Annotated in this window: 9 protein-coding genes; 3 read left to right on the forward strand and 6 right to left on the reverse strand. The window is 56.6% G+C overall.

What is annotated here, in order from left to right:
- Positions 1–306 precede the first annotated feature (306 nt).
- Both rpiB and aroC read left to right on the forward strand, forming a co-directional pair.
- On the forward strand, positions 307–807 hold the full coding sequence (rpiB, locus tag NHH03_RS13425) for a ribose 5-phosphate isomerase B (RefSeq protein WP_253156889.1): 501 nt from the start codon (positions 307–309) through the stop codon (positions 805–807).
- A gap of 96 nt (positions 808–903) precedes the next feature.
- Positions 904–2178, forward strand: coding sequence for a chorismate synthase (gene aroC, locus NHH03_RS13430; protein ID WP_253156890.1), 1275 nt, complete (start codon positions 904–906; stop codon positions 2176–2178).
- A gap of 109 nt (positions 2179–2287) precedes the next feature.
- On the opposite strand, the gene NHH03_RS13435 is transcribed toward aroC, so the two are convergent.
- Positions 2288–3154 (reverse strand): dihydroorotate dehydrogenase electron transfer subunit, encoded by an 867-nt coding sequence (locus tag NHH03_RS13435; RefSeq protein WP_253156891.1) that lies wholly within the window; start codon positions 3152–3154, stop codon positions 2288–2290.
- A gap of 178 nt (positions 3155–3332) precedes the next feature.
- On the opposite strand from NHH03_RS13435, the gene NHH03_RS13440 reads away from it, so the two are divergent.
- Entirely contained in the window at positions 3333–5477 is a 2145-nt protein-coding gene (locus NHH03_RS13440; protein WP_253156893.1) for an alpha/beta hydrolase family protein, read from the forward strand.
- Between the two features lie 103 nt (positions 5478–5580).
- Here the strand turns inward: NHH03_RS13440 and NHH03_RS13445 are convergent, their stop codons facing one another.
- From NHH03_RS13445 to NHH03_RS13465, 5 genes are all read right to left on the reverse strand, one after another.
- Positions 5581–6534, reverse strand: a complete 954-nt coding sequence (locus NHH03_RS13445) for a hypothetical protein (RefSeq protein WP_253156895.1) — start codon at positions 6532–6534, stop codon at positions 5581–5583.
- 16 nt (positions 6535–6550) lie between these two features.
- Positions 6551–8149: a BBP7 family outer membrane beta-barrel protein gene (locus NHH03_RS13450; RefSeq protein ID WP_253156903.1), complete on the reverse strand. Its 1599-nt coding sequence runs from the start codon at positions 8147–8149 to the stop codon at positions 6551–6553.
- 212 nt (positions 8150–8361) lie between these two features.
- Entirely contained in the window at positions 8362–9648 is a 1287-nt protein-coding gene (locus NHH03_RS13455; protein WP_253156905.1) for an acyltransferase family protein, read from the reverse strand.
- Between the two features lie 152 nt (positions 9649–9800).
- Complete coding sequence (locus NHH03_RS13460; RefSeq protein WP_253156906.1) at positions 9801–10319, reverse strand: hypothetical protein; 519 nt, start codon at positions 10317–10319, stop codon at positions 9801–9803.
- 52 nt (positions 10320–10371) lie between these two features.
- Positions 10372–13848 (reverse strand): efflux RND transporter permease subunit, encoded by a 3477-nt coding sequence (locus NHH03_RS13465; protein WP_253156908.1) that lies wholly within the window; start codon positions 13846–13848, stop codon positions 10372–10374.
- Between the last annotated feature and the right edge of the window lies 1 nt (position 13849).

The raw sequence follows: 13849 nt of genomic DNA on the forward strand, positions 1-13849 counted from the left end.
GCACCCCCGGCGTCTAGATCAGCCAATCTTGGGCCAAACCGGGCACACAGTGGGCGATTGGACCGTTGAAAACGCTCGCAAAACGCAGTCGGAGAAGCTAAATGCTTTAGGGGACTTAGGTTAGGTTTTTTGTGTTTTCAGGTCAACGGGAATCATTTTGGGGCCATCGACCGCTTTTCCAAGTCCCAGAAAAACCGCCCTGTTTCGCGGCTAACGCATTTTTCTGTTGGTGGCTAAACTGTCCGGCTCTCGTTTCCCACCAGCGTTTCTCTAGTTTGCCGATCCATGCCTGAACCGACGTCTGATTTGACTGCACCTGTTACCCCGCTTCGTGTCGCCATTGGTGGGGATCACGCCGGTTATTCGCTGAAACAGGTGGTCGCAGAGCAACTCGCCGAAAGCGCAATGGCGCAACTGGTCGGTGGCGTGATCGATTGCGGAACCAACAGCACCGAGCGTTGTGACTATCCTGATTTTGCTATCGCAGTGTCGCGCGAGATTTTGGCCGGAAACGCCGACCGCGGGATTGTGGTCTGCGGCAGCGGCGTCGGCGTCAGCGTCGCGGCCAACAAGATTCCCGGAATTCGCGCCGCAATCTGCCACGACACCTACTCGGCACACCAGGGCGTCGAACATGACGACATGAACGTTTTGTGCATCGGTGGCCGGATCATCGGCAGCGAGCTGGCGATGGAGATCGTGCGATCTTTTTTGGCGGCTCGCTACACTCCGGGCGAGCGACACCAGCGTCGGCTGGACAAAGTCCTGGAAATTGAGCGACTCGGCAGCGACGCGCTGGGGCTGTAAATCCAAAATCAAGCCGGACCGGTTGAGACCACACGTTAAAACGTCTGCGTGTGACGCCGATGATTGGCACTTTTTTCACTCCCAAGCAGTCCCACCATGGAAATTCTAGGCGGACCCTATTTTGGCGTCGCTGGCGCCGGCGAATCGCACGGGCCTGCGATCACGACGATCGTGATGGGCTGCCCACCCGGATTGATGCTGCGTCGTGATGCGGTGCAAGCGTTTTTGGATCGTCGACGTCCCGGCGGCAATAAACATGGCACGCCGCGCAACGAGAAAGACAAGGTCGTGTTTCTGTCGGGGCTCTACCAAACCGACCACCAGGCGCTGACCGGTCCCTCGCAAATCACCGTCGACGTTGACGGGGCGAGTTTTCAAACCGACGGCTACGAGGCGGGCTACACGACGGGCGAACCGATTGCCGCGATGGTGCTGTCGACCAGTAAAAAATCCGGCGATTACACCCAGTTCAGCGGACCCAAGGGTCAAGTGCGGCCCGGGCACACGGATCTGGTCAAGTATCACAAGGCGCAAGGGTTTATCGATGTTCGCGGTGGCGGTCGCAGCAGCTATCGCGCGACGATCTCGGACGTCATCGGTGGCAGCATCGCACGGATCTGTTTGCAGCAATACTTTGGCACCGTGTTGTTGTCGTCGATCGATCAGGTCGGCCCGCTGCGGGCAACGGTCTCATTGGCCGATCGTTGCCAAGCGTTGATCGATCAATCCGGCAGCCAGTCGATCGATGCAGACGCCATCGCGGCGTTGGAGTCCGAGTTGGCAGCCACAGAGATTCAAACGATCGATGCGGAGTTCGCCACCGAGGCCGCTGAATTGATCAAGCAAACTCGTAAACAAGGCGACTCGATCGGTGCCAGTGTGGAAGTGGTCGCGTTGAATGTGCCGCCGCTGCTAGGCGATCCACTGTATCAAAGTTTGAAAGTCCGGATCATGGGAGCGCTTGGTGGATTGAACGCCGTGCAATCTTGTGAGATTGGTGCGGGCAAATCGGTGGTCGAGCGAACCGGCAGCGAAAATAATGATCCGATCCGCCGGCAAGGCTATCAAGCGAATTCGCATGGCGGCCTGATTGGCGGTGTGACGACCGGAATGCCGTTGGTCTTTCGTGTCGGTTTTAAACCCACCTCGACGATCAACAAACCGCAGCAGTCGGTCACCAAGGATCTGACAGAGATCGATTTTGAACTTGAAAAAGGACGCCACGATCCCTGCGTCGGTGTCCGCGCCGGCGTCACATTGGAATCCCGGGTGGCAATCGAATTGGTCAACGCAGCACTCAGCCAACGCGCTCAAGGCTTGGCCGGGGGATTGCCGGGACTATTTGGTGCCGGGGATTCTCCCGCGGTTTAATCGAAGTGCGACGGACGCATGATTCGCAAAACAAACGGGTTCCTGGAATCCTTTCGCAGTGGCGACAAAGAGTGGGCGAACTCACAACTGTGACGCCGACTTGCACGGGCTACCAAACGATCTTTTCGGCGTCAAAGATCGGGCCTTCGACGCAGGTGCGTTTGTAATCCCACTCGCCGTCGTCCTGCTGGACTTTGGCCACGCAGGAGAAACAGATGCCAATGCCGCAGGCCATCGGGGTTTCCATCGAGACCTGGCAATCGACACCCCGCTCACGGCAAACCTCGGCCACTTTTTCCATCATGATCTCGGGGCCACAGGTCACCACACGCACCACAGCGTCACTGTCGATTTCATCCAGCCGTACGGCCAGGACATCGGGAACCAGTGCCAATTGGCCTTCGGATCCGTCGTCGGTGCACAGCTGGACTTGGAAACCAGCGTCACGGAAATCGGGGACTCCGGCCAACAGCGACTGCCGCCGGGCGCCATAAATCAGTTCGACATTTTTTGCCCAACCGTTGGGGCGGCCGAACGATTGGCTGCCACTGGCTTCGCGGCCCAACAGCAGCATCGGGGTTTGACCGATGCCACCGACGGCCATGATCAAGTGGTCACAGGGGCGCGGTGTGAATCCATTCCCCAGCGGTCCCCACAAGCTGACTTTGGTGCCCAGTGGACTTTCGGCACAGGCGGTCGTGAAGACGCCCTTCTTTAAATACACCAGATCGATAAAGGTCGGTTGTCCCGATGCGTCGGGCACGACATCGTAGATCGCCAGCGCGCGACCGATCAGGGGTGCGTCGACACCGGCCAACCGAATCATCACAAATTGGCCCGGCACAGCGGTCGCTGCGATGCCCGGCGCCGCGACGCGCAATCGGTACGTCGCTTCCGCGATGCACACGTTCTCGATCAGAACGGATTCGTGCTGGACCAATTGGTCGGCGTAGTAATCGGCGTGAAGTGCAGACATGATCGAGAGAAATGGTGGTAGCGAAAGGTGCTGTCAAGATTTGCGGCAGTGCCGAATGGAATTGTACTGCGCACTTCCATGGGCGCGAGCGCCGCTGCCAATGGCACCCCGCGGCCTGTGCTAAAATCGTCGACTTCCCCACCACCCACCCTTCCTGCATTTCTGCGAGCCTACCACGATGCTGTCTCGAATTTCCGCTTGGGTTTTCACTCTGGCGTTGGTCGCAATCGGGGTGACCGATGCTGCGGCACAGCCTGCGGCGCCGGCTGCAACAGCGCCAGCAGCACAGCCCGCTGTGACTGAAAAACTGAAAACGTTGAATGACCACTTTCCGTTTGTCGTTCCCGAGACAGTCGCCCAGTGGGACAGCCGACGTGACGCATTGAAGCGGCGTGTGTTGGTTGCCACCGGATTGTGGCCGATGCCGCAGAAAACCACGCTCCAACCGGTGTTGCATGGCAAACTGCAGCGTGACGGATTCACTGTGGAAAAAGTGTACTTTGAATCCTTGCCGGGCCACTTCGTCAGCGGGATGTTGTTTCGCCCTGCGGACGACAACCCACTGGGGCTGGTCGACGGCAAGCGACCAGGCGTTCTGACACCGCACGGCCATGGCGGGCGGACGATGCGGCTGAGCGACAGCGCATTGGCAGAGCAATTGGAATCCGGGGGCGAGGTGTTCGAGCGTTCTGGACGCTACCCGAAACTGGCCCGCTGTGCACATCTGGCGCGGATGGGCTGTGTGACATTCATTTTTGACATGCTCGGCTATGCCGATTCCCAACAGATTTCTTACACAGTCGCTCACCGCCATGCCGACGCCCGGCCCGAGGAATCCGATCGGGAGAACCCCTGTTTCTACAGTATTGATGCGGATCTGAATCTGCAGTCGATCATGGGATTGCAAACTTGGAACGCGATTCGCGCGCTGGACTTTTTGGCCGAACTGGACGACGTCGATGCCGATCGATTGGCGGTCACCGGTGGCAGCGGCGGCGGCACACAAACGATTCTGTTGGACGCGATCGACCCGCGAATCAAAGTCAGTTTTCCAAATGGCATGGTTTCCACAGCGATGCAAGGCGGCTGCTATTGTGAAAATTGCAACTACTTGCGGATCGACACCGGCAATGTCGAACTGGCGGCGTTGTATGCACCGCGACCGCAGGGCATGACCGCCGCCAAAGACTGGACACGCGACATGTTGACCGATGGCTATCCCGAGCTGAAGCGACTGTACACGATGTTGGGCAAACCCCAAAACGTGATGTGTGGCGACGTGTTGCAGTTCCCACACAATTACAACTACGTCACTCGGGCGATGATGTACCCGTGGATGGCCAAGCACCTAGGCTTGCCGTCGGACACGCCGCTCACCGAAGCTGATTTCAAACCGTTCACTGAGCAAGACATGCAGGTTTGGGACGACCAGCATCCGGCGCCGAGCGAAACCGGGGTCGAACATGAACGCGATGTGATCGCCTGGTGGAAAGCCGAAAACGACCGCGCATTGGACAAACTGGTTCCCAGCGATTCCGATGGGCCTGGCGATGCAGCCGACAAGCTCAAACAGTATCGACAAGTTGTCGGTGGCGCCTGGAGTGTGTTCTTCGATCGCCAACTGCCGGCAAAATCTGATTTGGAAATCACCAAGCTTGGCAGTTCGTCTGACCCGGCTGCTGGCGAGGTGTACTTGGTGCGCCACCCGCAGTGGAATACGCAGGTCAAAGTCAACGTGCAGCGGCCCGCCGACGTGGCCAGCAAGCAGACGATCGTCTACGCCGGCGCCCAGGACGCATCCGCCAACAACGATCCGTCCAATGCGAGCGCGACAGTGATCATGCCACAACTGTTGGCTGTCCTGGATTCCAATTCGGGCCGACCACAACAGCAACTGATCGACGACAAACGAACGTATTCGGGGTTCACGTTCACCTACAACCGCCCCTTGGTTAGTAAGTGGTGCGAACAATTGTTGTGTACCCTTGCCGCGTTTGCTCCCGAAGGACAGCAGCCCGTGGTACTGCATGCGGCTGGGGACGGCGCCGCCGCCAGCGCAGTTGCAGCAGCGGTGATCGCCGGCGACCAAGTCGACGATTTAGTGGTTCAAACCGATGGGAAACGGTTGCGTGATGTCCAACGTTACAGCGACGCTAGTTTTTTGCCCGGGGCGTCCAAGTATTTTGATCTGCCGGGCTTGATGGCGCTGCGTGCACCCCATGCAATCACTGTGGTCGGCGAAACCGAAGCGTCGCTTGACATGGTGCGGCGTCTGTATTCAGCGGCGGGCGCAAGCGAACAATTGCAACTGCAGTCGCGATAATTCAAACGGGGCATTTGCGGTGCGTTGTTGGTGTGGACGATTTATTCGAGCGGGTTGCATCCGCTCGGAGTCGTCACTTCCGTCAATAAAACCCCTTTCCCCTTTAAGCTGCGGCGCGGCCGTTGTGTCGTAGTCGCAGTTCTTCGTTCTGCAACAGATTGCGATGCGATTGACCGGACAAGGCCGCGTCGACACGGCGGTCGATGCTTTTTCGCATCGCGCGATGGTAGCCCACCGAGGCGGCAAACAGCGTGATTAGATCCACGAATTGGGTTTGCTCGACCAACGGATGCGGGTCAAACACCAGATGGCTATCGCTGCCAAACGAAAACAGTTTGCCATCGATCTCGCCGATCGCTTCGCCGTCGGCTTCGATTTCAAAATCCGCGCCCCAGGAAAACCAATTGCGGCGCAGCAATAAATTCCACATCCGCGATCCGTCGTGATAACAGAATGTGAACAGGGACGGGATGCGAAAGGTACGATGGTTCTGTTGCACCGTTGTGACCAACTCGCTTCGCGCCAGCATCGCCGCCATCGTCAGGAGGACTTTCCCGGTCCCGATCGAGTTGTGAACCTCTGACGCGGTGACTTCTTCGATCGTTCCGACCCAGCGAACACGGTCACCGGTGGTACGAAACAGTTTCAACACCAACCGCCGCGTTTGAATCTCGTCGGATTGCATCTGCATGATGTGATCCTCGGCAAGCTGCTGTTCCAACCGGTCTTTCTGTTTGGCATTCAGACGTCCAGCCGATTTGATCGACCGTTTCAGTTCGCTGCGACGTTTGTCTTGCATCGAACGCAGACAACTGTGCATCTCCTCGGCATCAGGTTTCCAAACATCAGTCCGCATGCCGACCAAGTGCGTCTTTTCCCAGTCACCGGATTGTTCGTCGAACGAATTGACCGTTCCCACACAGTCCATGTGCGTGGTGAAATGATTGGTGTCGGCCGTTTTTAGTTTCTGCAGAAACTCAACATTACTTGCATGGATGCCAGGCAAAGCCCACATGTCGACAAAACGTTGGCATCCGCTGGGTTCCTTCCCCGTCATGATTCCGCCGTTTGGTTTAGTGGATGTAGGTTAATCCGAAATGAATGCCCTGAACGAAGAACGTGTCGTAGCTTAAGTTCGGTGACGGACTGGCCGCACCGGTGTTGGCAAAGTTGACCGCCAAACTGGGGTCAATTGCCCCAGAGACTTGCAACGCTTCGGTCATCGCGATCACGTGATAACCAAACGTCACGTCGAAGGCTGGAAACCGCTGCCAACCCAACGTCAGATCCAGTTCGGGAACCCAACTAAATGTGCTGTCTTTTTGTGTTCCCGCATTGGTCGATCGAACCAATAGCCCATTGGGATCTGATGCGTTGTTCCCATCGATACTCGTGAACGTATTTCCTTTCCGGTCGGCTCGTCGCGTCAATGACCCAAAGCCGACTTTCGCCAGCGAACTGAACGACCAACAACCTTCGCGGTAGCTGCTGGCAAATCCGATTTGACCACCGTGGAATTGATTCTCGACAGCGAAGCTATCCGAGACGGCGATCACGGATCCCAGCGGCGCAAAGTCATCGTTGATCGAGGTGGACCGCGACGAGATCGCCAGCGACTCGTCGAGTTGCATGTATTGGTAGCCGTATAGCAAATCCACCGTTCCGCCATAACGCTTGGACCACAACTGACGCATCGAAATGTCGGCACCATAGACATTGCTGTCGCCATAGATACCGATCTCGCCGGTGGCACGATTGGGAAACGCTACGATCTGTGTATCTTGCTCGGCCGTTGCTCCATCGGTCACGTTGAAGAACGGACGTGTCAGCACCGGGTTGGTGTCTTGGTTCGCCGTGAGCCCATAGTTTTGTTCGCCGGCAAACCATCCCCGCGCCACCACGCTGCGGTCTTTGCAGGAATCTAGCCACGATCCGATCGTGAACCGTCCACCGGCGACCATGTCTTTGAAAATGGTTTGCCCACCGGCCAAGACGACCGTACCGGCCTGCCCGAGCTGGCCTGCGGTGTCGGGATCGGATGCCGGGCCAGTGGTCAACAACGGCGGTGGTCGGTCGCCCGAACGAAACATCAGCATCAACTCGATTGAACCAAACCAGTCATCGCAGCGATTACCGATGCTATCGCAACCCATCGAATCGCATCCGGCCGAATCGCAATAGCCGGAATCGACGTAGCCGGAATCGTAAACGCCGACATCATACCCATCCTGATAAATCGGTTGCTCGACAACGTTCAGCGTCCCTGCATCGGAACCACTGCGGCATGATTCGCAGGAACAGGTTTGCACGTGTGACTGCTGGTAGCCGACCGTTTGTACTTCGCTAGATGGTGCCACGTTGTCGACCGCAGCGGCAGCTAGGTTTTCTTTGACGATCGGCTGTGGCAACGGCGGTTGCTGTGGATCGCCCAAAGGGGCATCGACCAGTCCGCCCCCGACTTGCCCGTCGGCAACTTCATGCGGCTGCAGTTTCGCGACGTTCACACGCTGTATCTTTCCTTTGACCAATACCGGTGGTTGGTACGTGCCGCGATCCGACCGATCGTGGCGAACTTGGCCGTCCGCCGCCGTGACAGTCACGGATCCAGCAAGCGTCAACAGGGTGAACAGACAAGATTGAAACGCCAAGCGATGTTGTGCGTCTTGAATCATAAGGATTCCAGATGGTGCATCAGGTCAATGAACAGATCAGTGGTTTGCGCGGAGTGGTTTCAAACGCAAACCCCGACACTGTCTCTTTCGACATTGACGGTTCGCCTGATTAAGAAAACCTGGCGAACTTTACCGATTGCAGCAACTTTGGCGGCGGTAGGGTGTCGACTGGCTGGATTTCCCGTCGCTGCAGCCGCCTTGATTCAGGCAAGCTACGCGGCACGTCGCTCTTCGGAATCGATCGCCGGATGCGGAATCGTTGGCGTGTCCTGCTTCTCACCGGTCGAAGCGAGCTTTTCAGAGTCGCTCTGGTATGCAAATCCCAGCAAACGACCCACCGCGGTTCGACGCACAGCGGTCTCGTACAACAACAGCGACACCAATGTCGACACGGCAAACGAGACCGCCAGCTTGACCAGGGGCGAAGTGTCCGGCCATGCCCATTTGAGATCCAAATGCAACAGTCCCAACAATGGATGATGCACCAAGTAGATCCAAAACGATGCGGCAGCCAGATAGCGGATCACGCCCGGTACCCTGCGAACGTTTCGCGCGCATGCGCCGACCAACCCCAGTACCGTTGTTGACGCTGCCGCAACCGTCAAGATCGACAGCAACACGTTGGCCGACAGACGAATTGGTTGGCCGGATGTTTGCCGATCCAGCGTCCAGACACCGATCGTCAATGACATGCACAGCAACATTCCCGCCAGTGCACACATCCGTGGCGCGACACGAGTTGTCCAGCGAAGTTGGCCGTCATGCATGGCCAACAGATAGCCGCCGGCAAAGAAAACGCCACTGTAAATCCACTTACTTGGCACCGGCAAAAAAGCGTGCTGGAACCCCCAGACGACTTCGGGTGCGGCGACCAAGGTGACGATCGCAATCGTTGCCAGCATGCCGATTCCGACCAGCGGACGAGCAGCCAGTCGTGCGAACGTCGTCTCGGATCGACCGGTCGACAACCGCAATAGCAGAGCTGTGACAACGACGTATAAAAACACGTACAGCAAAAACCACAGATGGCTGAGGCCCCAAATGTGGTCCGCGATCGGTGAATCAAATTTGAGACTTTTCAGTTTGGCAATTGGAACGATGCCCTCAGAAACCAACCCCACGGTCCACAGATACAGGTCGATCGGCAGGATCACCAGCACTCCAAATGCCAATGGGATCAACAACCGTTTGGCCCGCGTCCGAACCAGTCGTGTCAACGAGGAACGCTGTGCCGAACGCCACAACAGAAACCCGGCGATCACCAGGAACAAGGGCATAATGAAGATTTCGATCCCCCAAAAAATGACATCAACCAGGTTGCTCTTGGTATCGGTCACCGCCCAAATCAATCCGGGCATCGGATGCCGCAGATAGGGCACACAAGCGTGCAGCAGAACGACAGCCAACGCCGCACCGGCACGCAAGAGATCAAATCCTGCAATCGAGCCAGTCGGCTTGGCAGCACTCGAGTCAACATTTTGAAGTCGAATCACATTCATGATTCGCCAGTACCAAATCCATGCCAGCTAGCGGAAGTTCAAATTCGCTGGATTTGGACGATCGAAAAAGACGGCCTGTCAGAAATGCGGGTTGGTCGTGCAAACCTGACAGGCCTCGCCGTAGGGCGGAAACGGTCCGCCAAACGACTCGTTCAGTGGTCGTGATCGCCATGCGGTTCTTCCTGGAAATCACCCGAGTAGGGCGTGCCGTCAATCACACCCGCAATCGTTCCCGCGTATTCCTGCACCGTTGCGAATTGCTCATGTTTCCCAGTGAATCGGGACGACTGACCGGCCGGGTCGTTCGCTTGCGGTGCGGCGTCCAGCGTGACATGCATCTTCGGATCGACAATGCTCAACTCAATGCTGCTCGCTGCGATGGGTGTCGCTGTCAGCTCATCGGCGGCCAGGATGTACACGGTGCCCTGTTGAGCATCGTGATCGACCGTGAACTCGACATGAAATTTGCCGCCGCCCCAGTCCACGACGGTTCCGTCGTGAGGACCGGCACCATGTCCGACGTGCGAATCACCAGTAGCGTGACCGTGGTCAGCAGACGGGGCGCCAGTTGGTGCGGGATCGTTAACGGAAGTTGACTCTTGCTTGCAGCCAACGAATCCGAACAGGCAAACGAAAGTCAGCAGTGAAATGCAGAGGGTTTGATTTTTCATCGAATGGGACCTGGAGAAAGTGATGTGGATCAGATGTTAGGAGAGACACGGTTCAATTCATTGCCAGTGGATCCTCCTCTGATGCTTGTTTGGCCAGCCGCGCGGCGTCATTGCCACTGAACGTCCAAAACAATCCGGGATGAATCAGGAATTCGCAAAAGGTTGACGTGGTTAGTCCGCCCAAAATGACCGTGGCGACCGGATACAGGATTTCACGCCCGGGTTCTTGTCCGCCCAACACAAGTGGAATCAGTCCGATCCCGGCGGTCAGCGCCGTCATTAAGACCGGCGCCAATCGCTCCAGACTTCCTCGCACCACCATCTCTTGTGTGAATTCATCGCCTTCCTGATTCATCAAATGGAAGTAGTGCGTGACCAACAGAATGCCGTTGCGAACCGCGATGCCGCCCAGCGAGATGAATCCGACCAAACTTGCGACCGTCAAACTCTGCTGCGTGATCATCAGTGCCATCACACCACCAATAAATGCGGTCGGCAGGGCATTTAGAATCTGCAACACGATCCGTACCGATGGAAACAGGATCAACAGCACGACAAACATTCCGACAATTGAAATGCCAGCGAGCACGATGATCATCTGCGTCGCCCGTTGCTGACTTTCAAACTGTCCGCCGTACTCGATGAAGTAGCCGACCGGCAATTGAATTCGATCGCCGATCCGGCGTTTGATGTCGCCGACGGCCCCGGCCAGATCACGACCTTCGGTGTTGCAGCGAATCACGATTCGCCGTCGAGCATTTTCTCGGTTGATCGAATTGGGCCCCGCCCCTTCGCTGACATCGGCAACCTCGCGCAGTTCGATTTGTCCACGCTCGGTGTCACCGACGACATGTGGCAGGTCGATCCGCAACCGATCCAAATTGGCATAATCCGTTCGATACTCCTCTTCCAAACGAACCAAGAGATCGAATCGGCGCTGGCCTTCCAACACTTCCGAGACGACCTCGCCTTGCAAAGCAGTTTGCAATACGTCGGCAACGTATTGACGTGTCAGTCCATACAGGGCTAAATCTTCCGCCCGCAATTCAATATGCAACTCCGACGTTTCTTGAATGGCTTCGACGATCGGCGGCGTGATGCCTGGCACGCCATCAATCGTGTCCTTGACCTGTGACGCGACCCGTTGCAACGTGTCAAGATCGTCGCCGTAAATCTTGATTGCGATTTGCGCGTACACGCCGGAGATCATGTGGCTGATCAAGTGTGCCAACGGTTGTTCTACTTCGATGTCAACGCCCGGTGCTTCGACCCGAATTCGTTCTCGTAATCGCGACAGGATTTCGCTGCGCCGCGTCGGCGATTCTGGATTCATACTCAGAATGTATTCGCCAAAATGAACGGGCGACGCGTGCTCATCCATCTCGGCACGTCCGGTTCGGCGTACAAAATGCAAAATTTCACCCTCCGGATGATCGCTACTTTTTTGCATCCCCTGGAACACCGAATCAATTGCGGCAGACACCTCGTTGGAAGCATCCAGCGAAGATCCCGGGGGCAGTGTGACGTTGACCTGAATGCTGCCCTCGTCGAACGGCGGCAGGAAATTTTTGCCCAGCTGCGACATCTGCAATCCCGCAATTCCCACGGCGACCCAAGTCAACGCCAGTAGTAGCCTTGGGACCTTGAGACTCAGTTGAATTAGCGGAGTGACGATCCGTTTTAAACCAGCCAGCAAGAAACCGTCGCCCGGACGATGGGTTGCTGCGGATTGTGGCAACAGGTAATACGCCAGCACCGGGGTAACCGTCATCGAAACGACAAATGATGCGAGAATCGAGACGATGTAGGCAAAACCGAGCGGCGTGAACAGCCGCCCTTCGACGCCCGACAAAGCGAACAACGGCAGGAACGACAGGATCACGACCGCGGTGCCGAACACGATCGAGCTGCGAATTTCTTTACTGGCATCAAAGACTACAACAATCGACCGCCGTTGCTTTTCACTTGGCAAGGCGTTGTTTTGTTTCAAGCGGCGGAAGATGTTTTCGACATCAACGATTGCATCATCGACCAATTCGCCCATGGCAACGGCGATGCCGCCAAGTGTCATGACATTGATCGACAACTCGCTTTCACTGAACATCCCGATCACGCGAAACACCAATGTGGTCAGGACCAATGACAACGGAATCGCAGTCAGCGTGATGAATGTCGTGCGAAAATTCAGTAAGAACAGAAACAGCACGATGATGACCAGCAGCGCACCGATCGCCAGCGTTTCGGCGACGTTGAAGATGCCGCGGTCGATGAAGTTTTTCAGCCGAAACAGCTCACTGTTGACGACGATGTCTGCGGGCAACGACGACTCGACTTCGTGGAACGCCAGGGCGACGTCATCGGTCAATTTTCGAGTGTCGACATGCGGTTGTTTGACCGTGGTGAACACGATCCCAGGTCGTCCGTCGATACTTCCATCACCGCGTTTTAGCTGCGCCCCCTCGGTCACTCGAGCGACCTGCTCCAACAGTACCGAGCGTCGCGGATGATTGCCCACAGGGATCTGCTTCAAATCTTCGATCACCAGTCGGGGCTGCGGTCCCAATCGCCCCAGCACACGGATGGGACGCTCGGTTTCACCGGTGATCGCAAACCCACCGCTTGTGTTGATATTGCTTTCACGCAGTGCCGCGGCAACGTCTTGAACGGTAACGTCGTATTCCAACAGCGCCGTGGGATCGATCAGGATTTGATACTGCTTTCGATCACCGCCTAACATGAATACCTCCGCGACTCCGGTGACTTTCAACAGTCGCGGCCGAATCACCCAATCAGCAATGGTGCGCAGGTCAATCTGCTGGTGAGCATCGCTGTCAAATGTTGCTTCATAGGACTTGCCGTTGACGGTCAGGGTGGCAATGCCCTGTCCCAGCGATTTGTCTTTGGATGCATTGATGGGCGTGTTGGTCCACTGGATGTTGGACGGCTCAAGCTTGGTCCAAGTCGAAAGGTCATGTCGATCGCCAGGACTCCAAACGTCAATCAGCGGCTGGTCGTGACTGCTGTCAACCATTTCGGCCATCAAGGCGGAGTTTCCGAGCTGTGCCAGTCGACCGCCGTTTGGTCCGTCTTGACGATAGATTCCGGCGACGACGATCTGACCCATGATGGACGACGGTGGCGTCATTTGCGGACGCACACGGTCAGGCAGAATGCCTTCGAGTGTGGTCAATCGTTCCTGGACCGTTTGACGCGCTGCCCGAATTTCCGTCGACCAATCAAATTCGACGTAAATGACATTTAGACCGGCCGTTGATTGGCTGCGGACCGCTTGCACACCATTGGCACCCATCAACGCAATTTCGATCGGCTGGGTCACCAGCGTTTCCACTTCTTCGGTCGCCAGCCCTGGTGCTTCGGTGATGATGACAACGCGCGGGCGGTCGAGGTCGGGAAAGACATCGATCGACATCTGCGTGGCGAGATACGATCCATAAACGAGCACCGCCAAACTGATGACAACCACCAACATGCGGTAGCGCAGTGAAAACCGAATGATTGAATCAAGCATC

The organism is Stieleria tagensis (assembly GCF_024129865.1).
In the GTDB taxonomy this organism is placed as follows: Bacteria; Planctomycetota; Planctomycetia; order Pirellulales; family Pirellulaceae; genus Stieleria; species Stieleria tagensis.

Bases quoted from the DNA above. Each gene is read 5' to 3' on its own strand.
- aroC (WP_253156890.1), top strand. From the start codon at position 904: ATGGAAATTCTAGGCGGACCCTATTTTGGCGTCGCTGGCGCCGGCGAA.
- NHH03_RS13435 (WP_253156891.1), bottom strand. From the start codon at position 3,154: ATGTCTGCACTTCACGCCGATTACTACGCCGACCAATTGGTCCAGCAC.
- NHH03_RS13440 (WP_253156893.1), top strand. From the start codon at position 3,333: ATGCTGTCTCGAATTTCCGCTTGGGTTTTCACTCTGGCGTTGGTCGCA.
- NHH03_RS13445 (WP_253156895.1), bottom strand. From the start codon at position 6,534: ATGACGGGGAAGGAACCCAGCGGATGCCAACGTTTTGTCGACATGTGG.
- NHH03_RS13450 (WP_253156903.1), bottom strand. From the start codon at position 8,149: ATGATTCAAGACGCACAACATCGCTTGGCGTTTCAATCTTGTCTGTTC.
- NHH03_RS13455 (WP_253156905.1), bottom strand. From the start codon at position 9,648: ATGAATGTGATTCGACTTCAAAATGTTGACTCGAGTGCTGCCAAGCCG.
- NHH03_RS13460 (WP_253156906.1), bottom strand. From the start codon at position 10,319: ATGAAAAATCAAACCCTCTGCATTTCACTGCTGACTTTCGTTTGCCTG.
- NHH03_RS13465 (WP_253156908.1), bottom strand. From the start codon at position 13,848: ATGCTTGATTCAATCATTCGGTTTTCACTGCGCTACCGCATGTTGGTG.